We start from the raw sequence: 26,099 nt of genomic DNA on the forward strand, positions 1-26,099 counted from the left end.
TCGTCGACGCGACTGTCGAGTCAGGTGGCGACCGGCTCGCCTCCTGCCAGTCGTCGCGTCAGCGCCGCTGCCGATTTCTCGCTGATCGCGGCAACGCTCTCGCCCGCCCACAACGGAGAGAAATCGCTGCGCCCGAGTTCCTCGGCCTTTGTCCGCAACGGCGCGAGCGCGGCGGTGGCGAGCGGGAAATCCGGCGGCAGGTCGCTGAGCGGACCCAGTTCGCGCATCAGGCGGTTTTCGATGCCGCGCGCCGGGCGGCCGGTGAACAGATTGGTCAGTCGCGTGTCGTCGCCGCTGGCGGCCCGCAGGGCGGCGCGGTGCAGCGGGCTGGTGGTGGCTTCCGGGCAGAGCAGGTAGGCGGTGCCCACCTGCACGCCAGCCGCGCCTTGCCGCAGGGCGGCGGCGACCGACTCGTGGGTGGCGATGCCACCAGCGGCGATGACCGGCAGCCTCGTTGCGGCCAAGACGCGTGGCAGCAGTTCGAAGGTGCGCATCTGCTCGCTCAGGTCGCCATCGAGGAAGTGGCCGCGGTGGCCACCGGCTTCGAGGCCCTGCGCGATGATCGCGTCGGCGCCATGGTCCTCGAGCCAGCGGGTTTCGTCCACGGTGGTGGCGCTGGCGATGATCTTCGCGCCCCAGGCATGCACGCGGTCCATTAGTTGCGGTGCCGGCAAGCCGAAATGAAAACTGACGATGCGCGGTGCGAAGGGTTCGATGAGCGCGGCGATTTCGTCGCTGAACGGCAGGCGGCCAGGTCCGGCAGCGATGCCGGCGGGGTCGATGCCGAACTCGGCGTAATAGGGCGCCAGCGCCGCGCGCCAGCGCGCTTCGCGGGTTGCGTCGGGCGTCGGCGGTGTGTGGCAGAAGAAGTTGAGGTTGTACGGCCGGTCGGTGGCGGCGTCGATGGCCGCCATTTCCTGGCGGATCGCCTCGGCCGTCAGCATGGCGCAGGGCAGCGAGCCGAGGCCACCGGCCCGGCAGACGGCGATGGCCAGCGCGCTACCCTGCACGCCGGCCAGCGGCGCCTGGATGATCGGGAGGTCGATGCCGAAGAGTTCGGTGATGCGCATGGTCGATGCCTGGCCGGTCTGGTTGGGTGAACGTGGTCCGTGGCGCGCTCGCCGCCCGCGGCGTCGGCAGCGCCGCGGTCGGCGGGAACGGATGTCCTGCACCGCGGCTAGAGACTGCGGGTCGTCCCGAGCGGCGCCGAACGTCGCTGGACAGGATACCCCCCCAGGCTCCCGCATCATTGTACATTCGCTTCGGCCGCCGGGCTGCGGTTCCCGCGCCCGGCGCGAGGAGCAGCCGCTGGCGCACTGCAGGGGCTTGCCGGTGCCGCGACAGGGCGGGATGATGGGCCGCTGGATGCGAACCGCGGGAACTGATCGCCGGCTTCACGATCAGTGAGATAGAGTCTCGCCAAGAGGCTCCGGGCCGGTCGACGCGGTGTCCCGATCCGCTCAACGAGCGGCTGCGCCGCCGGGGCCGATGTGCTGCGACGTCCCGAATTCGAGGCACTTGGGCCAAGCGAGGCGATCCAGCGCTTCCGGACACTCGCGACCGCGCGCCAGAACTGGAGGAGGAGGGCGACATGACGAATAGAAGCAGCGGAACGGACGATGTGGCGGAACGCCCATGGGAGGGCCGACGATGAGCACGAAACTCGAGTTCTCGGTACGCATCCATGCGACGCGCCCGCACGTCTGGCGCGCGATGCTCGACGACCCCACCTACCGCGTGTGGACACAGCCTTTCTGCGCGGGCTCGTACTACGAGGGATCCTGGGACGAGGGCGCACACATCCGCTTCCTGTCGCCGCAAGGCGGCGGCATGGTGGCGCGGATCGCGGCGAACCGGCTGCACGAGTTCATTTCGATCCAGCATCTGGGCATCATCCGCGACGGTGTCGAAGATGCCGACAGCGACGCCGTCAAGGCCTGGGGTCCGGCTTTCGAGAACTACCGCTTCCGCGACGTCCACGGTGCGACCGAGGTGTCGGTCGAATGCGACACCGCGCCGGAGTTCGAGGAGTACCTGCGCGATGCCTGGCCGAAAGCGCTGGCGGTCCTCAGGGAACTGTGCGAGGCCGGGCCGGACGCGGTGTGAGTGGGGCGATGAGGCGCTGCGCGACGAGCGTCAGCTGCCCCTGCCGCGCCGGCCGCACGGCAGCCGTGGCGGCAGACTTGGCGATGCTGGAAAGGAGCGGGGGATGACGGCGACGACGGACAGGCCGGTACTGTTGGTGGCGACGCGCAAGGGCGCCTGGCTGTTTCACGGCGATGCAGCGCGCCAATCGTGGCGTGTCGACGGCCCGCACTTCCTCGGCCACATCATCAACCACCTCACGCTCGATCCGCGCGACGGCCGCACCCTTTTGGCGGCGGCGAAGACCGGCCACCTGGGGCCGACGATCTTCCGCTCGACCGACCTCGGCAAGACGTGGAAGGAAGCGGCGAAGCCGCCGGCCTTCGCCCCGGCGACGAATGGCCTCGCGGCGCGCAGCGTGGACCACAGCTTCTGGCTGGCGCCGGCGCACACCAGCGAGCCCGGCGTCTGGTACGCCGGCACCTCGCCGCAGGGGCTGTTCCGCTCGGCCGACGGCGGCGAAACCTGGGCGCCGTTCTCGTGCATCAACGACGATCCGCGCTACCGCCAGTGGTTCGGCACGGCGCAGGACGGCACGCCCGACGGGCCGAAGCTGCATTCGATCATCGTCGATCCGCGCGACGCGCGGCACCTGTACTTCGCGATGTCCGGCGGCGGCGTACACGAGTCGACCGACGGTGGGCAGAGCTTCGCGCCGCTGGTCGATGGCCTGCAGGTCGTCGAGGGTTTCGATGCGGACGACATCAGCTTCCACGACCCGCACTGCGTGCGCATCTGCCCGAGCAATCCGGATCGGCTCTACCAGCAGAACCATTGTGGCATCTACCGCCTCGACCGTCCCGGCCGGCGCTGGCTGCGCATCGGCCTGGCCATGCCACGCGAGATCGGCGACATCGGCTTCCCGCTGATCGTCCATCCGCGCGACGACCGGGTGGCCTGGGTGCTGCCGATGGACGCCTCCGACGTCTGGCCGCGCACCAGCCCGGGCGGCCGGCCAGCGGTCCATGTGACGCGCGACGCCGGCGAATCCTGGCAGCGCCTGGACGAGGGTATGCCGCGCGAACAGGCGTGGTGGACGGTGAAGCGGCAGGCGATGTGCGCCGACCAGGCCGACGCCGTCGGCCTCTACTTCGGCACGACGAGCGGCGAGCTGTGGTGCAGCCGCGATGAGGGTGCGCACTGGCAGGTGCTGGCGCGCCACCTGCCGGAGATCTACGCGGTCGACATCGCGTACCCGCGGTGATGCCGAACGAGCGGGCGACGAGGCGGCGATGCGCGTGCTGATTCCGAGCGCGCTGCAATCCTACACCGGCGGGCCATGGGTCGAGGCGGAAGGGGCGACGGTGGGAGCGGTTCTCGACGACCTCGACCGGCGGTATCCGGGAATCCGTTTCCGCATGGTCGACGAGCAGGGGGCGATCCGTCGCCACATGCGGATCTTCTGGCGGCGCGCGATGGTCTTCGAGCTGTCGACGCCGCTCGCAGCCGACGGCGAGCTGATGATCGTGCAGGCGTTGAGTGGTGGCTGATCGCCTGTGACCGATTCAGCGGCGCCTGCCGCATGAAGCTGCCGTACTCGACTTCGGGCTCGCGCGCATCCATACTGATCGCGCTGCCGCCGGCCCGCAGGCAGCGTCCGGGCGCACCGAAAGTGCCAACCGCAGGCGCCCGAATCCCTCGATCAGCCCGCGAGACCGCAAGCCATGAGCAATCTTGCCCAAGACCTGGCCGAACTCCTCAGGGACGTCCGCCGCCCCGGCGATTTCTTCGCCACGGGCCGCCGCGAGATCTTCGCACCGCGGCTGGAGGTCGACGGCGTCGGCCCGATTGCGCTGCCGCTCTTGCCGGCGCAGGCGGCAGCGCTCGTCGCCGTTGCCGAACAGGCGCCGTACGGCCGCGGCAACGATACCCTGGTGGACACCGACGTGCGCCGGACATGGCAGATCGCCGCCGACCGGGTGCAGCTCGGCGGCAGGCACTGGGACCAGCAGTTCGCCGAAATCGTCGCGCGCTGCGCGGCCGGTCTGGGCATCGGCGAGCCCGTTTCGGCCGAGTTCTACAAGCTCCTGGTCTACGATACCGGCAGCTTCTTCCTCAGCCATCGTGACACCGAGAAGGCGGCGGGGATGTTCGCCACCCTGGTGGTCGTCCTGCCTTCGCTCTACACCGGCGGCGAGCTGTGCATCCGCCACCGCGAGCGCGAGGTCTGCCTCGACCTCTCCTCGCCGGAGCCGGCGGAAATCGCTTACGCCGCTTTCTACGCCGACTGCCGGCACGAGGTCCGGCCGGTCACCGCTGGCTGCCGGCTGGTCCTGATCTACAACCTGGTCCGCCATGGCCCGGGCGGTCCGCCCGGCCCGCCGGCGTACGATGCCGCGATCGAGCGGGTCGGCGGTCTGCTCGGCCGTTGGGCGGTCGAGCAGACGGCGGTCGAGCCGACTGCGGCCGAGGCATCGTCGCCGGCCAAGCTGATCCATCCGCTCGAGCATGTCTACACGCCGGCGGAGATCGGCTTTCGCTCGCTCAAGGGGGTCGATGCCGCCGTCGCCTCGGTCCTCGCCAGCGCCGCCGGGCGGGCGGATTGCGAACTCCACCTTGCCTTTCTGGCGATCAGCGAGAGCGGCAGTGCCGAGTACTGCGGCGAGTGGTCGCGCGGCAGGCATCATTCGTCGCTGGGCGACGATGATTTCGAGGTGCTCGATATCTGCGAACGTTCGAGCACGCTTTCCGGCTGGCAGGCGCCGGACGGCAGCCGCCCGGGTCTTGGCGAAATCCCGTTCGTCGACGCGGAACTGTGTCCGCCGGGCGCACTGGACGACGAGGAGCCCGACGAGCAACATTTCTTCGAGGCTACCGGGAACGCCGGCGCGAGCTTCGAGCGCAGCTATCGGCGGGCCGCGCTGGTGCTCTGGCCGCAGGCCGGCAAGCTGCAGGTGGTCGCCAGCGCCGGCCACCGGGTGTCGCTGCCGTATCTGGCGGCCCTGGGCGAGCGTTGGGTCGAGCAAGGCAAGGCCCAGGGGTCGCCCCTGCGACGCGAGGGGCAACGGCTCGCACGGCTGATCATCGCGCGGCGGGAGGACTGGCCGACAACCGGCTGGCTGTCGCCCACACCTGCGGCAAGGGCCGCTCCGATGCTGACCGCGCTGCGCCGGCTCGAGGACCGCGGCAGCATCGAGGCCCTGCTCGCTGAGGTCAGCGCCGCGGGCTGCTACGACGCCGGCGACAACGAGGCATTGGCCGAAGCGGCGGCACTGCTTCCAGCGGAACGGGCCGCCGATCTCGTCCAGCGCATCATCGCCCGCAATGCAGCATGGCAGGCCAGCGCCTGCGCCGGGTTGCTGCAGCGGATGGCGGCGCGATTCCTCGCCCGTTCGGCCACCGGCGTGTCGACCGAGCTGCTCGAACCCGCAGCGCAGGTGCTGCTTGCTGCCCTGCCGGGGGATCCGGCGGTGGCGATGCCGACGGCAGGCTGGCGGCGCCCCTTGCCGGTGACGCCGGATCTCGTCGTCGACCTGCTGACGGCGCTGTGTCATCTCGGCGTCCACTCGCTTGGCGAGCAGACGGTGGACCACCTGCTGAACTGGCCTGAACCCTTCCCCGTCGATGCCATTCTCCTCCCCGCCGCCTGCCTGCTGACCGAGCACGGCTGGCCGGCGAGCGACTGGCCGCCGACGCGGCGGCTACGCGCGCATTGTCTGGATCATCTCGCGCGACGGATCGATCAACCGCTCGCTCCGCCAGTCGACTTCGCGCGTCCCAGCCGCGTCGGTTGCAGCTGTGCGCACTGCCGGGAGCTCGCGGAGTTTCTCGCTGACCCGGTTCGTTCAGTCTGGGTCTTCAGGGCGGCGCAGAGGTACCGCAGCCACGTCGAGGATTCGATCCGCCGCGAGCAATGCGATGTCAGCCAGCAGACCGACCGGCGCGGCAACCCGCATGCGCTGGTGTGCACCAAGAACCTGGCGAGCTTCGAGCGGCGGGTGGTGCAACGGCAACAGGATCTGCGCGATCAGGCGCGCTTGCTGGTGCCATCCGGGCGATGAGCTGGCGCGGGCAGGCGGGCCGCGGGGTAGCCGAGTCGCTGCGCCAGGCGCGTCAGCGCCTGGCGAAGCTCGCGTTCCCGGTTGGCGGGAGATGCGCCGCGGACGAAGGCAGCGCCGAGCAGTTTCATCATCCGGATGCAGGCGGCCCGTCGGCGACCCCGGGGATTCCCGCGCTCATTCGATCCTTCCGAGGCGGCCGCTATGGCTGCCCATGTACCAGTAGCGGCCGTCGGCGTCGATGATCGCCTTGCGAATGCCGACGCCGCTGGAGGGCAGCGCGATGACGCGGAACGTCTCGCGCTGCGGGTCGAACAGCGACACGGTGTCGGTATCGATCCCGTTGACCCAGACGCGTCCGGCGCCATCGACGGTGACGGCGTACGCGCCTTTGCCGCCGTTCGCCGGCAGCGGCCAACTGTGGGTGATCTGCCGCGTCGCCGGGTCGAGGCGCGCCAGCCGGCCGTTGCCGTAATACGCGACCCAGAGCGAGCCGTCGGGCGCGAGCGCGATCCGCCGCGGGCGCGAGCCGCTCCCGGTCGCCACTTCGCCCCGCTGACCCGTCTTCGGATCGATCCAGCCGAGCGCGTCGCCGGCCAGCCGGCAGACCCAGACGACTCCCTGGCGGTCGATCGCCAGTCCGTAGGGGTTGTCGCTCATCGGGTATTCGACGATCCGGCCGGTTGCCGGCGTCAGGTGGCCGACGCGCTGGCCATGCTGGACAGTGAACCACAGGCTGCCGTCGTCGCCCAGAACGATGGTGTGCGGGTCGCCGCCGCCGGGCACCTTGAACTCGCTGACCTTGCCGGTCTTCGGATCGAGGCGGCCGATCGTCCCGTTGCCGTTGCCGGTGTACCAGACGAGGCCTTCGCGGTCGACGACGAGGCCGTGCGGCTTCGCCCCCGGCGGCAGTTCCCACTCGACGAAGCGCTGCGTCGCCGGGTCGAAGCGGGCGATGCGGTTGCCCTGCATCACCGCGATGTAGATCGCGCCGTCGCGGCCGGGAGCCGGATCGCGCGCGAACTTGGGTGTCGGTACCGGCCATTCGCTGACCTTGCCGCTGACCGCCGGCAGCGCTCCGGGCGTGACACCGTAGTTCGAACCGCCGGCGAGCGTAACGGCAGGGGCGAGGGCAGCGGCGACGGCAAGGCCGGCATGCGCCAAACGCTGTAAGGAAGAGGTCATCGGTTCGCTCCCCAGGAAGTAACGATGGAATGTGACCGTCGCCGTGGCCAAGTGCTTCCGATGTGCCTCGATGCGTGGCGAGGGCGCGTCGTGCGGCGGCGAGAAGGTGGTCGGCTACGGGTTGCCGTGGGCGCCCTGCGCGGTGCAATGGGGGTGAGTCAGCCCTGGAAAGCGCCGTCCCCTCGACACGACGCTGCGCTGCCCGAACCCGAACCCCAACCCAAACCGCGGAAGCGCGATTCGTGGCTGCCAGCCGCCGAAATCGTGCGCGCTGGCGGCGGGATGTGCGGGATTGAAGCTGGAGGCCACCGTGGACTGCTTGACGCGCTCGCGCAGATCGTCGAACAGGAAGCCCGGGCCCTGGGCCTTCGCTTCATCGCCGGCCAGGCCTTGCACGCCGCCGACCGGCTCGAAGATCCACTTGCCGAACTGCTGGCTGCCGTCGGCGTCGACGAATGAGGTGCAGCAAGTCGGCATAGTCACTGCCGAGCCGGTGTTCGAGTGCGAGCGCTTCACGTGGCTGATCGAGCATGGTTTGACGCGCGCCGGCTGCAGGCCGACGCTGCTCACCGATTTCGGCCTCGAGATCCGGCGTCCGGCGAGCAGGGGGCTGCCCGACCATGCGGCGCGGATTGTCCGTATGACGAGCGAGGTAGCGGCGAAGCCATCTCCCTTCGTTGCAGAGTCTTTCACCAATCAGCGGTGGCGACTGCCGCTGCGGTGCGCAGCAGGGCCCGAGCGGGCGCCGCCACTCGGCGGAGCGCCCGCTGCGCGCGATGGATTGCCGCGGGCTGCTCCGCCACCGGGACGAGTGCCCGGCGGACGCTGGCCGCCGGCGGCACCCGACGATCGCGCCTGGATCGGCTCGGCGCGAATCGACGGGTCGGGGGCGAAGCCGGGATGTTCGAGTACGTCGATCCTCTTCTTGAGCAGACGCTCGATGTCCTGCAGCAGACCATGTTCGTCGACGCAGACCAGTGATACGGCCTGCCCCGCCATTCCCGCGCGGCCGGTGCGGCCGATGCGGTGCACGTAGTCCTCGGCGACGTGGGGCAACTCGAAATTGACCACCTGCGGCAGTTCGTCGATGTCGATGCCGCGCGCCGCGATGTCGGTCGCGACGAGCACGTGCAGCTCGCCGCTCTTGAAACTGGCGAGCGCGCGCGTACGGGCGTTCTGGCTCTTGTTGCCGTGAATCGCGGCGGCCTCGATGCCGGCCTTGAGCAGCTTTTCGGCGAGCCCGTTGGCACCCCACTTGGTGCGCGTGAACACGAGTACCTGATGCCAGCCCTTGTCGCGGATCAGCTCGACGAGCAGGTCGCGCTTGCGTTCGCGATCGACCTTGTAGACGTACTGCGTCACCAGTTCGGGGGCTGTGTTGCGGCGTTCGGATTCGACGTACCTCGGTGCGCTGAGGTAGTTGCTCGCGAGTTCGCGGATCTCGTCCGGGAAGGTCGCCGAAAAGAGGAGCGTCTGCCGCTTCTTCGGGAGCAGCGCGAGGACGCGCCTGATGTCGTGGATGAATCCCATGTCGAGCATGCGGTCGGCCTCGTCGAGCACCAGCACTTCGATCCCGGAAAGATCGACGTGGCGTTGCTGTGCGTGATCGAGCAGCCGGCCGGGTGTCGCGACGAGAATGTCCACACCCTTGCGCAGCGCGGCCACTTGCGGATTGATGCTGACGCCACCGAAGATCACGAGCGACCTGAACGGCAGGTGTGCGCCGTAGGCGGCGACGCTTTCCTCGACCTGTGCGGCCAGTTCGCGTGTCGGCGTCAGGATGAGCACGCGAATCCTGCCCGGCCCGGCGGTACCAGCCTGGGCGAGGCGATTGAGGATGGGCAGGGTGAAGCCGGCGGTCTTGCCGGTGCCGGTTTGCGCGCAGGCCATCAGGTCGTTCCCTGCGAGGACGACGGGGATGGCTTGGGCCTGGATCGGGGTGGGGGTTTCATATCCCTGTTCGGCAATGGCGCGAAGGATCTCGGGCACGAGGCCCAGTTCAGTGAATTTCAAGCGTGCAGACTCCAGGCGTTCACCCTGCGTGCCTGGCGAATCGCCAATGCACGAACCAGTCTGGGCCAACGATGCGATGGGTGTGGGCAGGCCTGGGCAGGGACGCCAGGCCGGATCGGAGCGGCGCCAAGACTGACGGGTGGCGCTGCGGGGACGGCGGATGCTAGCACGTCTGCACCCCGGCATGTTCAGTATCTTGATTCGACGTCGCGGTCTTGGTCCCCGGTCTCGGTGTCGTCATCGGCTTCGGGCTCGGCTTCGGCTTCGCTCCGGGCCTCGTCCGGGCTGGCTGCATCGCGCAGGTCTTCGACGTCGAGGCCGGGCGTTGGGGGCAGCGGGATTTCCCGTGGTCCGGGAGCGAGTTCGACCGGCCGTGACCGCGCCGGCGTGAGTTCATCGTCGATCCGCGTCGACAGGTAATGAACCGCTGCCATGACGCTGCTCGAGCGATCCTCGACCAGGCGGAACCATGTTTCCTCGAGCGCGGCGTCGAGGCTGGCGCGCAGTTCCGCTTCCATCTCCGGCCGCTGCTTCTCATGCGCCGCCAGGCCGACGCCGAACGCGCCGAGCGAGATGACCACTCCCGGCACGCCGCCGACGATCGCCGCCGCGGCGCTGGCGGCGCCGCTGGCGGTGAGGCGCGCCAGCGCCTGCTCGCTGGCACGGCGGGCCGCCGGCGACAGGCGTGAGTCGGCGCCGCCGCCGTTGCCGTCGGCGGCCTCGCGAATCCTGGTGAGCAGGGCGCCGTAGGCCGGCAGCGCGGTCAGCGGGTCGGCGTGGATGAACTGCAGAAGCGACGCGTCGTGCGTTGGCGGTGGCGCCAGCGAGATCGCCGGAATCCGCTGCAGGCGCCGGTCGAACTGGTCGGCGGGAACGCCGTGACGCTGCCGGATGCCGGCCAGCGCGGTGCCGAGCGAGCGCTGGTAGATGCGCGCCGCCGTCTCCCGCACCACCGCCGGATCGACCTCGCGTGCGACCGGGGTGAGGACGCGCTCCTGGTATTGTTCCTGCAGGTAGGCTGCCAGTCGGGCGGCCGCCGGATCCGTCGGTTCCTCGTTCCCCAGCCGGTACCAGGCAACCTTGATGGCCAGCCATTGCTGTGTTCCGTAGCTGGTGAACCACGGGATGAAGTCCGCTTCGCAGTAATGCCGAACGCGCTGGCGCCACTTCGCCATCGCCGCGCCGGCGTGTTCGCCGGCGGTGACGGTCGCTGCGCGCGCGGCCGCGGCGATCTCCCGGTCGACCAGCCACCAGGTGCTTTCGGCGACCAGCACCGGCGGTGGCGGCGGTGGCGGCGGACCGGGGGCGGCGCACGCGGCCAGCACGAGCAGCGGGAAGAGAGCCAGCCAGCCGGGCCCGCCGTGCGGCAACCCGGCGGCCGGCCCGGCTGCGTGCTGGCGACTGCTGGCTGCGGGTTGGCGCGGCGTGCGCTTGCTGCCGTTCATCCTGATTCGTCCGGGTGACGCATCGGCATGCTAGCACCCGCTGCTCGCCAAGGATACCGTTTGCTCCGGCAGCCAGCAGCCAGCAGCCAGCAGCCAGGGCCCCGCTGCCGGTTGCCGCTGGCGGGCGCAGGCGGCATCATTCGCCTTTGCCCGTTGCGAATGCCCAGCATGCCCTGCAAGAACTGGTCCGCCGAACGCGTCGGGGTCGCCCTCGCGCTGCTCGCTGCGCTCGGCTTCTCGCTGAAAGCGATCTTCGTCAAGCTGGCTTACGCGGCCGCTCCCGTCGATGCGGTGACGCTGCTTTCGCTGCGCATGATCTTTTCGCTGCCGGCGTTCCTCTGGGTCGGCCTTGCCGCCAGCCGTTCGGCGCCGCCGCTGACGCGCAGCGACTGGCTGGCGGTGCTGGTGCTTGGCCTGCTCGGCTACTACGGTGCGAGCATGCTCGACTTCCTCGGCCTGCAGTACATCTCGGCCGGCCTCGAGCGGCTGATCCTGTTCACCTACCCGACGCTGACCCTGATCATTGCCGTGCTGTGGCTGGGCAAGCGCCTCGGCCGGCGCGAGATCGTCTCACTGCTGCTGTCCTATGCCGGGATCGCGCTGGCCTTCGCGCACGACCTGCGCGTCGCCGGCGAGACCGATGCCGTGCTCGTCGGTGGTGCCTTCGTCCTCGCCTCGTCGCTGTGCTATGCGATCTACGTTGCCGGCAGCGGTCCGGCGATCGCCCGGCTCGGCGCCGCGCGTTTCACCGCGTTGGCGATGCTGGTGTCGACGCTGGCGACGCAACTGCACTTTCTCGCCACGCGGCCGTTGTCGGCGCTGCTGCAGCCGCGACCGGTGCTGCTCTACGGCGTTGCGATGGCGATCGTGTCGACCGTCGTTCCGGCCTTCATGCAGTCGGCGGCCGTCCGCCGCATTGGCCCGGAGCGGATGGTGCTGATCGGCACGCTGGGGCCGATGCTGACGATCTTCTTCGGCTGGCTCGTCCTTGACGAGCCACTGTCGGCGGCACAGATCGCCGGCGCCGTCCTCGTCCTCGCCGGCGTCGTGCTGGCGGGGCGCGGTTAGGCGTCGCCCGGCGTCCGCGTCGGCGACGCACTGTTCCGGATTTCGCCCGCCGATCGACCCTGTCTCATGGTCCAGCGACGATTGCGGCGACACGTTCCACCTCTCCCGCCAAGCCCTGACCCGTCTTGCCGATGACGACCCGCGGATCGAATCCAACCCGGATCGCTCGCCAACGCCTGCCGTTGACGGTGAGGGCTATCGACAGTCGCTCAGGGCCTCGCCGGTATCGCGCTGGTAGGTCTGGAACAGGCCTGGTTCGACAAGAGGTCCCGTAACGCTCCGGATTCGACCCCGGGGATCAACTGGTCGTACTGATCATGGACGTTGAGGCCTTCCGACGACAGCCTTTCGAGCTGAGCCACGACCTTGCCGCGAAAGGTCTCGGCGATGCCGACGATGCGATCGAACCGATGTGCAGCGCACTCTTGTCCGGCGACCTGAGCGTGTCGCGAAAACCGTGCAGGCGATGAAGAGGATGCTCACGCTTCTCATGATCGGACTTTCCCTTGCCGGGGTAACTCGGCGGAAAACGTCGGAAAACGGGTGGTGCGGCGTTCGCGGTTGCTGACGGGACATCACTGCGACCGTTCGATTGCCGCGATCGCCTCGCCAGTGGCAAGGAGATCGTTCTCGCAACAGGTGCGACAGGATCCCGTACGCGTCCGGGCATCCCTCGGTGGCAGTGGTTGCCGCCGGGTGCGAGGGCCTGCACGGAAGGGGGTAGCGCCGGCACTGCCGTGGCCTTTCGGGCGCCCCCGGACTTGCCGTCCGCGGCTTGGCGATGGTAGCCTGCCCACCGTATACTCTGCGCCTTTTCCCGGCCGAGGCAGTTATGAAGCAAGATGGGGCAGCACTTCCCGCAGCGACGGTAGCGGTCCCGCTACCCGATGCCGGGACACCGGTGGCACTGGCGCGCGCCTGGCTGTGGCTCGGGGTGATGGCGCTGATCGGCTCCGGTCTGCTGGCGGTGCTGCTGGTGCTGTCGCGGACGCCGGGGATCCAGGACGTGTTCCCGCTCAAGGACCTCTTCCGCGCCGCACTGGTGGTGCATGTCGATCTGTCGGTGGCCGTCTGGTTCATGGCCTTCGCCGTCGTCATATGGTCGGCGCTCGGTCGGCCGGGTCTCGCCTGGCTCGGCTGGAGCGGCTTCGCGCTGGCGGCGCTGGGTACCGCGCTGATGACGGTGTCGCCATTCTTTCCCGGTGCGGAACCGGTGCTCAACAACTACATCCCGGTTCTCGAGCAGCCGCTGTTCTTTGCCTCGCTGTGGATTTTCGCTGCCGGGACGATGCTGGCCGTCGTGCGCGCGTTGCTCACCTCGTGGCCGCGGCCCTTCCTCGCCGACCCGTTGCGCCTCGCTTCCTTTCTCGGCGCCCTGGCGGCGCTGCTCTCGCTGGCCGCATTCTTCGTCTCATGGTGGCTGGTGCCGTGGGTCGAGGGGCAGATCTACTACGAGGTGATCTTCTGGGGTGGCGGGCACACGCTGCAGTTCCAGCATTCGCTGTTGATGATCGTTGCCTGGTTGTGGGTCGCCGCTGCGCTCGGCAGACCGGCGCCGGTCTCGCCCCGCGCGCAGTCGCTGATGTTCGTCGTCGCGGCGCTGCCGCTGCTCGCCGTGGTCGCGATCTACCTGCTGGTGCCGGTCGGCTCGCTGCCGCATGTCGAGCTGTTCGCCCAGCTGATGATCTGGGGTCATCCGTACATGCTGCCGCTGCTGCTCGTCGGCGTGATGGCGCTGTGGGGCGTGCGCCGCGCGGCAGCCGACCCGGCGAAGTCGGCTTTGGTTTCCTCGTTCGTCCTCTTTGCACTCGGCGGTGTCCTCGGCTACGCGATCCACGGCGTCAATGTCGTCATCCCGGCGCATTATCATGGCTCGACGGTCGGTGTGACGCTGGCGTTCATGGGGCTCGCCTATGTCCTGCTGCCGCTGCTCGGCTTTGCGCGCGCTGAGGGAGCGATGGCCATCTGGCAGCCCTATGTCTATGGCGCCGGGCAGTTGATCCACGTCCTTGGGCTGGCGTGGTCGGGTGGCTACGGCGTGCAGCGCAAGGTTGCCGGCGCCGACCAGTTCCTGACGACGCTGCCGCAGAAGGTCGGCATGGGGATGATGGGGCTCGGCGGACTGATCGCTGTCATCGGCGGGTTGATGTTCGTCCTCGTCTGCCTGAAGGCGATGTCCGGCGGCAAGCGGCGATGAAGCGGCAGACTGCGCTCGCGCTCGCGCTCGCCGCCGGCGTGGCGACGCTGGCGACGATCGGCTGGCTCGGCCATCGCCTGTTGCAGCCGGCACCGGCGCCGGGCGCGATGCCGCCGGGACTGATCGCGGCGGCGAAGATGCCGCCGGAGCAGGGGCAGGCGATGGTCGACGCGATCATGGCGTTGACGCTGCCCGATCTCGCCGGGAAGCCGCAGGCGATGGCACAGTGGCGCGGCAAGGTGCTGGTGGTCAATTACTGGGCCAGCTGGTGCGCGCCGTGCATCGAGGAAATGCCGGCCTTTTCGCGCCTGCAGGAAAAGTTCGCGGCCCGCGGCGTGCAGTTCGTCGGCATCGGCATCGACGACGTGGAGAAGATGCAGGCCTTCGTCAGCCGGACGCCGGTGGCCTACCCGTTGCTCGTCGGCGACGCGGCCGGCAGCCAGACGCCCGCGCTGCAGGTGCGCGGACTGCCGACCACCGTCCTCATCGACCGCGACGGGCGGCTCGAGGGCAGCCGCCTCGGCCGGCTCGACGAAGCGACGCTGGAACCGATCCTGTTGCGGCTCACCCGGGACTGAGCCCGCTGCATGGCGGCGGTTTCGGCCGACCTTCCGGCGGTGGGCAGTGGATGCGGTTGCTCGAAGATGGCCCGCCGCCTGGCCGGTCGTTTCCTGCGCTCAGTGGTTCTTGACAGCTGCGCCCGCGGTCTGCCCGACCATGTAGTTCACGGCTGCGCGGATTTCGGCGTCGCTCAGGCTCGCCATGCCGCCGCGTGCCGGCATCCCCTTGTGGCCACCGATGGCGGAGTTGACCAGAGGGGCGACGCCGTTCCGCAAGCGGGGCTTCCAGGCGTCGATGTCACCGATCTTGGGGGCGCCGTTCCTGCCGTCGGCGTGGCACTCCTGACAGCGCTCCTTGACCACCTGCTCACCGCTGCGGATTCGGGCAGGCGTGTAAGGCTTCTGGGGATCGGCCGCCGCGCCGCCGCTGACCAGGTAGGCGACGCCGCGCGTCATCTCGAGGTCGGTGAGAGCCGCCTGGCCGCCATGGGCGGGCATCTTGCGCACCCCGGTGATGGCGTTCTCATTGAGCTTGTCCAATCCCTTGGCAGCCCGTTTGGCCCATTCCGCCCGGTCGTCGATTCTCGGGGCGCCATCCTTGCCGGGTCCATGGCAGGTGATGCAGACCGTATCGACCACTTCCTTGCCGCTGCGGTCGGCAGCGTGGCCTGCCAACGGAAACAGGACAACGAGCAATGCGGCAAGCGGCAGACGGCGGCCTGGCCGGACGAGAATCGCTGTTTTCATGGGTAGCCTCCCTGTCGTTGGAACCTTTCCCGCCATTGTAAGGCGCGGTGACCGCATCCTGCACGAAATCACGCCTGGTACCGGCCTTCGACGCTTCGCGCCGGCGGGCCGACGAGACGGACACGACGGCCGCGATGCGACGGCGGGCATGGCGCCAGGAGGTTTGCCGCGCCATGGGCCGCGGTCCGGCGAGCGATGGGCGGACCGCGTCGCCCGCGCTGGCGTCGGCTTCCGATGAGGATCGGTTCGAGTGCCTGTCGGAGTTGCCCCGGTCGCGCTGATCGCGGTTCGCTGCGGCTCCGTTCACCGCGGCCGGCAGGGCGCCACTTTTGCCGGCGAGGTAGCGGCGTCTCCTACTGCCGCGGCTGGAACGCCATCGAGCGTGCCGAGACGCTGAAGGCATCGGAGAGACAGGCGCCGCCTTCGGCGCCGTGCCGTTTCAGGAAGGGGAAGATCGCTTCGACCATGTGCACCGAGCCGAGCCTGTTGCGGTTCATGGGCCAGTGAGCTCTTCTGCGAGATGGACGATTGGTATCGGGGTGTGACTTTTCGCACATCGGAGCGTGCCGCAGTCATCAAGAATTTGCTGCAAGGGTGTTCGAAGTGCTCGCCGAGGCGACTATCGACCCCACTTCAACCTCTCGAGGTGTCGGAATTTTTTACATCATCGCCTCCGCCGGGCAGCTTATTGTCGGTCACAGGCTCGTGTGCCCATTGTGAACGACAGAAGTCGCTCACCTCGTCCTGGCACGCTGCCGGTGACCTGTCGCCGCCCTATGGCTGCGTTGCTGAACGCCTGATTCCACGCCGGCTGTCGCCAGTCGCCGCCGGCGGTGGTGGCCGTGATGGGTTCCGCCGCCGGGCGTCGGCCGCGGCATCCCGTTTTTCGGCATCACGCAGCAGCCTTTGACACTGCCGCAGGCTCAGATGCAGGCCATGGCAGCGCTCGATCCATGCAGCGACCAGCTTGCCTTGCCATTTTATGGCTGTCGGAAAACCGCTCTCGGCAGGTGGTCGCCGCAGGCACCGCTGCAGTTCCGCCAGTTGCTCCAAGTCCAGAGCCGAGGGGCGCCCGGCGCGCTCTTGATCGAGAAGTCCTTGCGTTCCCAAGCGCTCGAAACGCCGGCGCCAGCCGGCCACGGTCGTTTCGTCATGGAAGAACCATGCAGCGACCTTGGCACTTGACAGGCCGTGCAGCATCAGCAAGACACAATGCAGCCGGTGCAGATAGCGATTCTCGGCAGCGGCGCGATACGCCCGGGCCAGCGTCGTGCGGAGCGGGTTGATGCCCGATGGCTGGTCTTCGATGGTCATGATGTCACCCCTGCGGGTTTCACTATCAGTCTAGTCCCTTTCCGATGAGATGCCAGTGAAACCCCTGTCCACGCCCCGAGAGGCGCTGGGGTTCCCCGAGAATTTGTTATGGCGTCTTTGGAATCGTCCCAAGAATTGGCCCTGATCTTGCTTATAAATCAGTTGGGGAGGACCCTCGATCAAGATGCAAGGCTCGCTGTGTGACGCGGGCCTCGGGCAAACCTTGATCAGCACACCCTGGACTTGGAACTGGAGATGAACAAGGAGATGAAAGCCGCGGCTTGCCTCCGGGCGGGGTGCGGCCTTGTCGCGCGCGGAAGCCCGTCGGCGCCGACATTATCCTTGAGTGCCAGCCTCGCTGGTTGCGTGCATTCAGCGACACAACCGGTGTGATCGTTGGCGGACATGGGAATGCTCCGGCGAATGTTCCGCGGCCGACGGAGGTGGCCGCTACGAGGATCCCAAACGGTGTAAACGGTGCCTTGCTCACCGTGTCGTGACAGCGGTCTAGATTTACTATTCCAGAAACATCTTTGAAGGGAACACGGTTATGTTGAAGCAAACGTTGGTCAGAATTCACTTGGCGATCGGAGTCACTCTCGCGCTTTTTCTCCCGCTCATTCTTGGCCATGCGCATGCCGCCGAATTGACATGCACTCAGGCCGCGCCCTGCACGGTTGCCGAACTGCTGATTCCAGGTAACTACTTTGTCGCCTCCCGTCCGCTTGGGGCGAATCATAAAGAAACTATGAAGTTCCACAACTTCGAGGCTCTTGTCGGCGACTTCGGCGGTGCAGGTATATCGGCATGGGGAACTACTGGGAAGTTGGTCCTGGAGCCGCGACAAACCGCAGGCACTAATCCTTGGCGAATAGAAAGTGGCCCGCCGCTGTTCGGAAGCGTAAGTTACACGGACGCCTTGAAATACGACATTGAATATAGCGGCTTCTACATGGATGTCCATGGTGACTTCCATCCGGTAGGTCTGGGCACCGCAGCGCTCAAGGTTGAGTTTGGTGAGTTCGCGAACTCCGGTGGGTTGGCATTGACTGGGGTAGTCGAAAAAACCCTGGCCACGCCGGATGGGTCCTCGTTTCACTTGGGCATTACCTGTCAGGAACTTGAAGTCAATGTATTTCTTGGCTGCGGGAATCAAGAGGGCGGAAAACAAACTCCGTGGGACTCCTTCTACGTCGGTAATCTGACCGTTGTGGACTTTATCAGCCTGGACTATGTTGAATACATCCCTACCGGTGGATATCTGGAAGTGGTACGGATAGAGAACACATTCATGACCGCGATGGTTACTCCAGAGCCAGGATCTATCCTCTTGGTTTGGCTGGGTTTGGGAATCATAGTTTTTCGTCGGAGGCTCTCTGGCAACTTGCCCTGATGATCCGACGCATACGAATCATCGAAGAGTTGAACAGGTCGGCAGGTGAAGCGACGGCGACTTCGGAGCAACAAGGCTGGGGCCAGGGATCGGGTCTTCAGCGGCGACAAGTTCCCGACTGTCGTTGCCCAGTGCGCCGCTTTGGCCCTGAGAAAGATGTGGTTGTGCCTTGGACCACCTGGGACTTGGCGCCGAGGAGCGCTTTCAGCAAGGAGAACGGAAGATTTTCGGCGAACCACCACGCCCGGAGCGCGGCGCTGGTTGCCCGGTGCCGCTCCCGGACCGTTTTGCGATGCACCGTTGAGTATGAGCTCAATATCAGCAATTGGGGTACGAGTCGGTCCAGAGGGTCACGTTGGTTTGCTCGGTTGGGCCGCCGAAATGTTGCACGACCTCTGCCCGCCGCTTTCCAAGGCGCATCTTCCTGCATCATCCGGGGTTGCCGCAACTTCAATGAGCGTCAGGTTCCGGCGGATTTCCGCCAACCAGGCGGTGGGCGTCACATGTTAACACTGGAACCAAAAGCGGAGGTCTTGTGAACGGCATGTCATGGAATTTGAGGGAGATTCGAATCGGCCACTGGGTCAGGCAGAGAGGTTGGCGCTTGGGATCTAGCATGGGCATCCTGTGGCTAACCGCCGTACCGGTCTCTGCAATGGCCCTCGAAATAATAGGAAATTACATTCAGCCGGGGCAGTACTTTCCGCACTCAGGCGAGCTGGCATTGAACCCTCCGACGACCGTTGTCGGAACTGGGAACATACAGGATGTCTTTGCGGCGGCGGCGGCGGCCTGGGAAAGTCGCTTCACCGACCCTTACACGGTAACGATCAACTACGGGTGGGGTCATACCCCTTCGTCAGATGGCGTTACTTATGCAAGTCGTCTCGATTCCACGACAGGACGAGTCGCGGAGGCTGAGATCCGTTTTTCGAACACTTTGAACAGGCCAGGTCGTGTGTGGTTTCTGGATCCCACTCCGCGACAAGGCGAAGAATATGGGCCCATCAAATCGGTCGCCGTTGACCTTGGCGGTGGTACCCTGAATACGGGTCGATGGGCCTACGCGGTCAGTCAGCCGCCGGGATTTCCGGGCACTCAGCAGCCCGGGGGTGGCTACAGTGGCAGCGATACCAGTCTTCTGGACAATGCGGTTCATGAAATCGGTCATGCCCTGAATATCTACTATGGCCGGCTTCAGTCTGCAGATATCGGCAAGGACGGCGATGTGGATATCCTGCATGGTCCGTTTGCGGGTACCCAGATGCCTTATTCAAGTGCTGGCGGTGGTCACCCCGTGCTCCCTTACCCGCAAGGTGCCATGGTGATGCATGGCTACCAGCCGTCGGTTGGCATGCATCATGGCGTGCTTTCGGATGCCGACGTCTTGCTCGCCGCCGAAGTCAGCGGTTTCAAGCGCGTGAATCTCGACAGCATCAGTTACACATCGCTACCGGATTTCAGCGACCACTCGATCCTCACAATCAACGGGGATGCAGGGGTTGTGGGCAACGTCCTGCAACTCACTCCCGACCAGCCGGGTAAGGCGGGTAGTGCTTTTCTGACCGTGCCGTACCACATTACACCAAAGACGAGCATCGAGACGGCCTTCTCGTTCTCGACAGGTGGCGTCAATGGAAATGGAACGAAGGGCGCTGACGGATTTGCTTTTGTGATTCAGAGTGACCCACGGGGTCAATCAGCGCTCGGCAATGCCGGGGAGGGGCTTGGTTTCGGCTTGACCAGAACTGGAACTACTCTCGTGCCCGCGATCAGTCATAGTCTTGCCATCGAATTCGATACGCACCAGAATGCCTTCGATGGCAACGGCAATCATGTGGCTTTCGTTGCTGATGGCGACGTAGCACGGCATGGCAATCTCGCAAGCCCTTCGTTCTCGCTGAATGATGACGTGGTCCACTACGTATGGATCGACTACGACCCGGTTTCTCGATGGTGGGAGGTTTTTCTGAATGACAGTAGTACCAAGCCATCAACTCCGTTGATTGCGGACTCAATTGATGTTCTTGGCTTGCTTGGTCCGGACGTCTACTTTGGTTTTACCGCCGGGACTGGTGATGGATTCAATGAACACCGAATCCTGCAATGGGATCTCGTTCTTGCCTCGGTTCCCGAGCCGTCCACGCCTGCTCTCTTTGGCTTGGGATCGACGTTACTGGCTTTCAGGATGCGGCGGCGTCGATTGGCGGAGCAGGGTTGGGTAAAGGGCAGTGGCCTACGGTGCGGTGGGCGATGGACCGCATGGTGGGTGCGTTGCTTGCGACGCAAATGAGATGGGATCGTGCGAGCGATGCAAGGCCACCACGTGAGCCGATAGTCGGAAGAGCCGATGGTGGCCGCAGAGGTCGCGTCATTTCCGTGGCTGAAGCGCCATCGAGCGTGCCGAGACGCTGAAGGCATCGGAGAAACAGGCGCCGTCCTCGGCTCCGTGCTGCTTGAGGAAGGGGAAGATCGCTTCGACCATGCGCACCGAGCCGCAGGCATAGATCTCGTGCTGCTTCAGCTCGGGGAAGTCGGCGAGAATCGCCTCGTGCACCAGGCCGGTCCGGCCACTCCATTGGTCTTCCGGCGTTGGCTCTGAAAGAACCGGGATGAAGTGGAAGTTCGCGTGCTCGCGTGCCCAGCGGGCCGGCAGCTCGGGCAGGTAGAGGTCCTTGAGGGTCTTCACCCCCCAGTAGAGATGGATTTCTCGTTTCAGGCCGCGCTGGAAGGCATCCTCGACCATGCTCTTGACCGGCGCGAAGCCGGTGGCGCCGGCAACGAAGACGATCGGCCGCTCCGACTCGCGCAGCGTGAAGTCCCCGATCGGTCCCTCGAAGCGGACCTCGTCGCCTTCCTTCATCGCTTCGAAGACGTGCGTCGTGAAGCGGCCGTCGGGCATCAGGCGGATCTGCAGTTCGACGAAGTCGGGCTGGTGCGGCGGGTTGGCGAAGGAGAAGGCGCGTCGCTGGCCATCGTCGAGAATGATGTTGATGTACTGGCCGGCCTTGAAGCTGATCCGCTCGCCGTCGGGGAGGCGCAACAGCACCTGCATGACGTCGTGCGTCAGCCGGTGCATGTGCACGACCTTCGCGGTGAATTCGCGGAAGGCCTTGGGTACGGCACTCGCCTGGTACTCGATCTCGGCGTCCTCGAGCGCCGTGGCGCAGCACATGAGGACCTTGCCCTGCGCCAGCTCGGCGTCGGACAGCGCGCTCGGCTGGTAGAGGCCGGGGTCGACGCGGCCATGCAGGACGGTACATTTGCAGACGCCGCAGCCGCCGTTGCGGCACTCGTAGGGCAGGTCGATGTCCTGGCGCAGGCCGGCGTCGAGCAGCGTCTCGTCGAAGCGCGCACTGACCGCACGCCGGTCGGGATGGAAGGTGATTGAGGTCAGCGCCTGCGCCGATCCGCGCTTCTTCGGCGGCAGCCAGGGCACCAGGAAGAGGAGGGCCGTCAGGCCGAGAACCCAGTACCAGAGATGCAGCGGGTTGGTCACGTAGACGAGCGCCAGCACCGGTAGCTCGAACCAGTCGAAGTCGATGTTGGTCGGCACCACCGACATGTCGGCCTCGCCGCCCTGGCTGAGGATAGGCTTGACCAGAGACAGCACCAGGAACATCAGCGTCACGGCGATGGCGATCGGCCGCGGCGGATTGATGTGGGCGCGTGGCACGCGCTGCACATGCACCCACATGATGAAGGCGACGATCAGCGGCGCGCCGATGTGGATGAAGGCGAGCAGGGTGAACAGCCGGCTGTTGACGCTCTCGACGTAGAGGAAGTTGCGGATCAACGTGCCGTTGAACATCGGCAGGATATCGAACCACTCCGCCGTGGCGATGACGACGAACTGCGCCAGCTTGTCCCAGACGAGCATGAAACCATTTACGCCGGCGATGTAGATCAGCCACAGCAGGGCGACCCCGGTCAGCCACGAGAACGAGCGAAAGCCGCGATAACGGTCGTAGGCGAAGTGGCGCAGCATGTGGAGCAGCATGGTCAGGATCATGCCGTCGGTGGCGTAGCGGTGGATGCTGCGCAGGATGCCGCCGGCCCACCACTGGTCGTGGGTGATGCTCTCGACCGACTCGAAGGCGTCGTGCACACCGGTGTCGGCGAAGATGTAGAGGTACAGACCCGAGATGACCAGCAGCCAGAACTGCCAGAAGCTGATCGTTCCGAGGTGGTAGAAAGGGTTCAATTTTTCGCCGAAGGCGACGTTGAAGACGTTCTCGATGCGCATGAACAGCCAACGCAGGATTTTTTGCAGGAACTTGACCATGATCGATGTCAGCTCAGGAAATTGGGGAGGCGTCGGGAGACGGCCGTTGGTCGCGCGTGGCGATCACTGGAAGAACAGGCCACCCTTGTCGGGGTTGAAGTCGATCACCATCACCTGGCCGGGTCTGAGGTTGATCTCCTCTTCCTTGACGAAGTTGAAGCCGGGTTTGACGAGGTTGTCATTCATCCGCACCGCTATCTGGTGGCTGCCGGCTTTCACCTCGAAGCGCCGGTAGATCGTCGACACGCCGTCCTTGTAGAGGCCGGTCGGGTGCATCACCGTCCGCAGGACCGGTTGACCGTCGAGATCCATTTCCAGCCTGATGTCCGAGCGCTCACGCGGGCAGTCCATCGGCGCGCGCATGTTGGGCGGCATCTTCGCCAGTTCCTCGGGCGTTCGCTTGCGGCATTCACGGTCGCCGAGGTGGCTGATCGACAGCTTGATCAGTGCGACGTCGTCGGCAATCTGCCGGTACTTCGGCGAGGTGGCGAAGTAGCCGATGAAGGCCGCAAAAGCACCGTAGAGGATCACCTGGCCGATGATGGCGACGGGTTTAGGCATGGTTGGACACTCTCCGCAGGTAGGGTGGAAGTCTGTCGCTGGCCAGCGCCTCGTTGCCGAGGCGGGCCCTGAGTTCGTCCAGGGCAGCACTGAGCGTCGGCTCATCGCCGGCGGCAGCGGCACAGAACTGCAGTCGGGCGGCAGGGACCGTTTGCCGCAGGTGCGGTTCGCGCTCACCAGCGAGGCGCTCGCGCGTCCAGCGATCGCCAAGCCGGAAGTCACAGCCCCCTGGGCGGCAGGTGTTCAGCAGCACGCCGTCGGCGCCACCGCGCAGCGCGTACTCGACAAAGGATGGTGGCAGCATGCCGGCGCAGAGGAGCGGCATCACCGCCGTGTCGGCAGCCGCCAGCCCCCTCGCGTCGGCGCCACGGGCGCAGGCGAAGACGACGATGCGCTGCGGGCCGCTGAGCCCCGCCACTGCCTGCTCGAGTTCCTCGCGCAGCGCATGGATCGGTCGTTGTGGCATGTCGATGCCGGTGACCAGCTTGTCGCGGCGGCGGAAGGGCGTGGACGACGGGCACGAGCCGGCGCAGATGCCGCAGCCGGCACAGAGGTCACTATCGACGACGGCGAGCTTGAAGCCCGGGCGCAACGGGTGCGGCTGCATGGCGATCGCGGCGTAGGGGCAGTCGGCGAGGCAGCGATCGCAGCCGGTGCAGTTGGCCGGATCGACCAGCGCAACCGGCTCCGGTGCGGGATGGGGCAGCAAGGGGAGGGCGAAGAGCAGCGCCGTGAGAGCGAGGAGTAGCAGCCAGACCAGCGCCGGCGAGGTGAGATCGGTGAGTGGATGGATGAAGAGGATGAACCAGTCGAAGTCCAGGGCGCCGGGAAGCATCGCCAGGTTGGCTGGCGGGTTGCTGAGCGCCGGCTGCACCAGCGAGAGGATGAGCAGTGCCAGCAGCGTCGCCAGCATCACCCGCTTGCTTGGCAGGTAGTCGACGTGGCTGATGCGATGCACGTGCGCCCAGAGGCCGAGGATCAGGAGCAGCGGCACGCCGATATGGATGAACACCAGCATGGTGAAGAAACGGTCGCTGATCGAGTCGGGGGTGAGGAAGTTGCGTGCCGAAGGCTCACTGAAGATCGGCAGCCAGTCGAGCAGTTCGGCCGTCGCGGTGGCCGAGACCTGTGCGAGCTGATCCCAGACGATCCAGTAACCGCCGATGCCGCTGATGTACGCCAGCCAGAGCAGCGGCACACCGGTCATCCAGGAGTAGAGGCGGAAACCATGGTAGCGCCCGTAGCACCATTCGCGGATCAGGTGCAGCGTCATCACCAGCATGAAAGCGTCCGAGGCATAGCGGTGCAAGCTGCGCAGGATGCCGCCCAAATACCACTGCTTGCCCGACAGGTCGCCGATGGATTGGTAGACGGCATCGATGCCGGTATCGAGTACGGTATACAGATAGAGACCGCTGCCGACGATGATCCAGAGCAGGTAGAGGCCGAGGGCGCCGAGATGGCGCAGCGGATTGTCGCCGCCGCCGAAGGGACCGTCGAGAGCCTCTTCGATGCGCAGGAAGACGCTGCTCGCGCCTTTGCGCAGAATTCTGTGGAAACTCACGGGAGGACCAGGACGCGTGCCGCCGGTAACTATTAGCCGTTGATTATATTGATTGCCCGCGTGCGGCGAATTGACACGGGTCAAATCCACCGGCATCAACGGGGGCTGGCCGCGGGCTGCCATGCCGCTCGCGCCATCGGGCGCCGCTTGGCAGCGCGCCCTCTGGCGGCATTGACTGCGTTCAGGTCTTCGGCGTGCTATGGACGTGTGTCAGGGTGCCACCGCTGCCGGGCGCAGACTGGTGTTGATGCGGCTCCTGGACGAGTTCCGCCGGTACCAGGTTGAGCTGGCCGTGGCGGACGCCGCGTTCGGCAAGCAGCGCATCGGCAAACTCGCGCACGGCCTTGGTCGGCCCCCGCAGGAAGACCGCTTCGATGCAGTTGTCGTGATCCAGGTGGGCATGCATGGCCGACAGCGTCAGGTCGTGGTGGCGGTGCTGCAGCGCCGTCAGTCGCTCGGCCAGCTCGCGCTGATGGTGGTTGTAGATGTAGGAAAGGGTGGCGATGCAGTATGGTGCTTCGTCATGCTGCAACTGATGCGTACCGAGGTGCTGCCGCAGCAGGTCACGGATCGCCTCCGAACGCGAGCGATAGCCCTTGCTGCGGATCAGTCCGTCGAAGGCTTTGGCCAGTGGCGCTTCGAGCGAGATGGTGAAGCGCTGCATTTCGTCAGTGCGCCTGGCCTTCGCCGCGACGCCGGTTCCTCCAGAAGTTGATCGACAGGTAGATCAGGAAGCCGACGAAGGTGATGAAGCCAGCAAACTGGAAGTAGAGCGAGTAGTTCGTGCGGTAGCGGCCGGTGACGGGATCGTAGATCGAACAGAGGATGCGTACACGCTCCATGATCTCCTGCAGTGTGCCGGTCTCGGGTGGGATCGCCGAGCCGGTGATCAGCAGTTTGAGCGGTTCAGCGAGGTCTTCGGCGGTGAACTTCTCGCCGTAGACCTGGCGGACGATCCGCCCTTCGGCGTCGACCAGCGTCACCTGGTTGATGTGGTCGAATCCGGCCGGAGTGGCGACGTAACTGAAGCCGAAATTGGTCGTCAGCTCGCCGACGATCGCCGGGGCCGGGCTGAGGAACTCCCAGTTCGCCAGGCGGATGCCATACTGCCGCGCAAAGTCCGCCAGTGCAGCCGGCGAATCGAAGGGCTGGTTGAAACCGATGCTGATGACGTTGAAGCGATCGGCCCCCATGACGCTGACCGTCGTGTCGACGGCCTTCTGCAGGTTGCGCGTGATCGTCGGGCAGACCTGGAAGCAGGCGGTGTAGATGAAGGTGACGAGCAGCGGTTTGCCGCGATAGCGCGACAGCTCGACCGGTCGTCCTTGGCGGTCGAGCAGGACGAAATCGCCGACCTGCTTGCCGACCGCGGCCTGCGACAGCGCGAACGCCGCCTGCTCGTCGAGCGTGGTCAGCGTCAGGGCGCCGGTGGCGCCCTGCGGCCGGGCGGTGAGTCTGGGCCTTTCGCCGGCCGCCTCATCGGCGGCGCGCAGCGGGTATGCGGCCAGCACCAGCAGGATGGCGAGGAAGCCGAGCAGCTCTACCCGGAACCGCGACAGCCGGACTGTCGGCTGGGGACGACGCCGGACGTTTCGTCGAATCACGGCATGTGGCCCGTCACGAG

The 26,099-nt window shown here is 66.4% G+C and carries 23 protein-coding genes; 9 read left to right on the forward strand and 14 right to left on the reverse strand.

The genetic code is table 11. The features are described from left to right. Positions 1–20 precede the first annotated feature (20 nt). The gene (locus V5B60_RS12505) at positions 21–1,070 is read right to left on the reverse strand and encodes an NAD(P)H-dependent flavin oxidoreductase (protein ID WP_332347312.1); all 1,050 of its coding nucleotides are present in this window, start codon (positions 1,068–1,070) and stop codon (positions 21–23) included. A 580-nt stretch (positions 1,071–1,650) separates the two neighbouring features. On the opposite strand from V5B60_RS12505, the gene V5B60_RS12510 reads away from it, so the two are divergent. The 4 genes from V5B60_RS12510 to V5B60_RS12525 all read left to right on the forward strand — a co-directional run bounded on the left by V5B60_RS12510 (position 1,651) and on the right by V5B60_RS12525 (position 6,146). Next, entirely contained in the window at positions 1,651–2,106 is a 456-nt protein-coding gene (locus V5B60_RS12510) for an SRPBCC domain-containing protein (RefSeq protein WP_332347313.1), read from the forward strand. A 103-nt stretch (positions 2,107–2,209) separates the two neighbouring features. After that, the gene (locus V5B60_RS12515) at positions 2,210–3,349 is read left to right on the forward strand and encodes a WD40/YVTN/BNR-like repeat-containing protein (RefSeq protein ID WP_332347315.1); all 1,140 of its coding nucleotides are present in this window, start codon (positions 2,210–2,212) and stop codon (positions 3,347–3,349) included. A gap of 28 nt (positions 3,350–3,377) precedes the next feature. Further along, positions 3,378–3,635 carry a MoaD/ThiS family protein gene (locus V5B60_RS12520; RefSeq protein WP_332347316.1) on the forward strand — a complete coding sequence of 86 codons (258 nt, stop codon included), beginning with the start codon at positions 3,378–3,380 and terminating at the stop codon, positions 3,633–3,635. A 174-nt stretch (positions 3,636–3,809) separates the two neighbouring features. Then, positions 3,810–6,146, forward strand: a complete 2,337-nt coding sequence (locus tag V5B60_RS12525) for a 2OG-Fe(II) oxygenase (protein WP_332347318.1) — start codon at positions 3,810–3,812, stop codon at positions 6,144–6,146. On the opposite strand, the gene V5B60_RS12530 is transcribed toward V5B60_RS12525, so the two are convergent. From V5B60_RS12530 to V5B60_RS12550, 5 genes are all read right to left on the reverse strand, one after another. Further along, positions 6,113–6,277 (reverse strand): hypothetical protein, encoded by a 165-nt coding sequence (locus V5B60_RS12530; RefSeq protein WP_332347320.1) that lies wholly within the window; start codon positions 6,275–6,277, stop codon positions 6,113–6,115. The two genes, V5B60_RS12525 and V5B60_RS12530, sit on opposite strands and share 34 nt — an antisense overlap. Positions 6,278–6,320: 43 nt before the next feature. Next, complete coding sequence (locus V5B60_RS12535; protein ID WP_332347322.1) at positions 6,321–7,328, reverse strand: Vgb family protein; 1,008 nt, start codon at positions 7,326–7,328, stop codon at positions 6,321–6,323. Positions 7,329–7,442: 114 nt separating this feature from the next. Beyond that, positions 7,443–7,898, reverse strand: a complete 456-nt coding sequence (locus V5B60_RS12540) for a hypothetical protein (RefSeq protein WP_332347324.1) — start codon at positions 7,896–7,898, stop codon at positions 7,443–7,445. Between the two features lie 126 nt (positions 7,899–8,024). Continuing rightward, positions 8,025–9,341: a DEAD/DEAH box helicase gene (locus V5B60_RS12545; RefSeq protein WP_332347325.1), complete on the reverse strand. Its 1,317-nt coding sequence runs from the start codon at positions 9,339–9,341 to the stop codon at positions 8,025–8,027. Positions 9,342–9,529: 188 nt separating this feature from the next. Beyond that, positions 9,530–10,786 carry a hypothetical protein gene (locus tag V5B60_RS12550; RefSeq protein WP_332347327.1) on the reverse strand — a complete coding sequence of 419 codons (1,257 nt, stop codon included), beginning with the start codon at positions 10,784–10,786 and terminating at the stop codon, positions 9,530–9,532. 168 nt (positions 10,787–10,954) lie between these two features. On the opposite strand from V5B60_RS12550, the gene V5B60_RS12555 reads away from it, so the two are divergent. The 3 genes from V5B60_RS12555 (at position 10,955) to V5B60_RS12565 (ending at position 14,629) form a co-directional block, all read left to right on the forward strand. Next, a complete protein-coding gene (locus V5B60_RS12555; protein WP_332347328.1) occupies positions 10,955–11,854 on the forward strand; it encodes a DMT family transporter in 900 nt (299 codons plus the stop codon). Positions 11,855–12,686: 832 nt separating this feature from the next. Continuing rightward, positions 12,687–14,051, forward strand: a complete 1,365-nt coding sequence (locus V5B60_RS12560; protein ID WP_332347329.1) for a cytochrome C oxidase subunit I — start codon at positions 12,687–12,689, stop codon at positions 14,049–14,051. Next, entirely contained in the window at positions 14,048–14,629 is a 582-nt protein-coding gene (locus tag V5B60_RS12565) for a TlpA family protein disulfide reductase (protein WP_332347331.1), read from the forward strand. The genes V5B60_RS12560 and V5B60_RS12565 overlap by 4 nt, the downstream gene beginning before the upstream one ends. 99 nt (positions 14,630–14,728) lie before the next feature. On the opposite strand, the gene V5B60_RS12570 is transcribed toward V5B60_RS12565, so the two are convergent. The 3 genes from V5B60_RS12570 to V5B60_RS12580 all read right to left on the reverse strand — a co-directional run bounded on the left by V5B60_RS12570 (position 14,729) and on the right by V5B60_RS12580 (position 16,672). Beyond that, the gene (locus tag V5B60_RS12570) at positions 14,729–15,358 is read right to left on the reverse strand and encodes a c-type cytochrome (RefSeq protein ID WP_332347333.1); all 630 of its coding nucleotides are present in this window, start codon (positions 15,356–15,358) and stop codon (positions 14,729–14,731) included. A 353-nt stretch (positions 15,359–15,711) separates the two neighbouring features. Then, positions 15,712–15,855, reverse strand: coding sequence for a hypothetical protein (locus tag V5B60_RS12575; protein WP_332347335.1), 144 nt, complete (start codon positions 15,853–15,855; stop codon positions 15,712–15,714). 277 nt (positions 15,856–16,132) lie between these two features. Next, positions 16,133–16,672 carry a helix-turn-helix domain-containing protein gene (locus tag V5B60_RS12580; RefSeq protein WP_332347337.1) on the reverse strand — a complete coding sequence of 180 codons (540 nt, stop codon included), beginning with the start codon at positions 16,670–16,672 and terminating at the stop codon, positions 16,133–16,135. Between the two features lie 550 nt (positions 16,673–17,222). Between V5B60_RS12580 and V5B60_RS12585 the strand changes: the two genes are divergently transcribed. After that, positions 17,223–18,065: a PEP-CTERM sorting domain-containing protein gene (locus tag V5B60_RS12585; RefSeq protein WP_332347339.1), complete on the forward strand. Its 843-nt coding sequence runs from the start codon at positions 17,223–17,225 to the stop codon at positions 18,063–18,065. 616 nt (positions 18,066–18,681) lie between these two features. Then, positions 18,682–20,358 (forward strand): L-type lectin-domain containing protein, encoded by a 1,677-nt coding sequence (locus V5B60_RS12590; protein WP_332347341.1) that lies wholly within the window; start codon positions 18,682–18,684, stop codon positions 20,356–20,358. A gap of 78 nt (positions 20,359–20,436) precedes the next feature. Here the strand turns inward: V5B60_RS12590 and V5B60_RS12595 are convergent, their stop codons facing one another. The 5 genes from V5B60_RS12595 to V5B60_RS12615 form a co-directional block, all read right to left on the reverse strand. Beyond that, positions 20,437–22,350 carry a 2Fe-2S iron-sulfur cluster-binding protein gene (locus V5B60_RS12595; RefSeq protein ID WP_332347342.1) on the reverse strand — a complete coding sequence of 638 codons (1,914 nt, stop codon included), beginning with the start codon at positions 22,348–22,350 and terminating at the stop codon, positions 20,437–20,439. Between the two features lie 63 nt (positions 22,351–22,413). After that, a complete protein-coding gene (locus V5B60_RS12600; protein WP_332347344.1) occupies positions 22,414–22,911 on the reverse strand; it encodes a hypothetical protein in 498 nt (165 codons plus the stop codon). Then, positions 22,904–24,475, reverse strand: coding sequence for a cytochrome b N-terminal domain-containing protein (locus V5B60_RS12605; protein WP_332347346.1), 1,572 nt, complete (start codon positions 24,473–24,475; stop codon positions 22,904–22,906). Before V5B60_RS12605 ends, V5B60_RS12600 begins: the two co-directional genes overlap by 8 nt. Positions 24,476–24,656: 181 nt before the next feature. Continuing rightward, positions 24,657–25,139 (reverse strand): nickel-responsive transcriptional regulator NikR, encoded by a 483-nt coding sequence (nikR, locus tag V5B60_RS12610; protein ID WP_332347347.1) that lies wholly within the window; start codon positions 25,137–25,139, stop codon positions 24,657–24,659. A gap of 4 nt (positions 25,140–25,143) precedes the next feature. Next, on the reverse strand, positions 25,144–26,079 hold the full coding sequence (locus V5B60_RS12615) for an SCO family protein (RefSeq protein ID WP_332347348.1): 936 nt from the start codon (positions 26,077–26,079) through the stop codon (positions 25,144–25,146). Positions 26,080–26,099 lie beyond the last annotated feature (20 nt).

Source organism: Accumulibacter sp., from assembly GCF_036625195.1.
Lineage (GTDB): Bacteria > Pseudomonadota > Gammaproteobacteria > Burkholderiales > Rhodocyclaceae > Accumulibacter.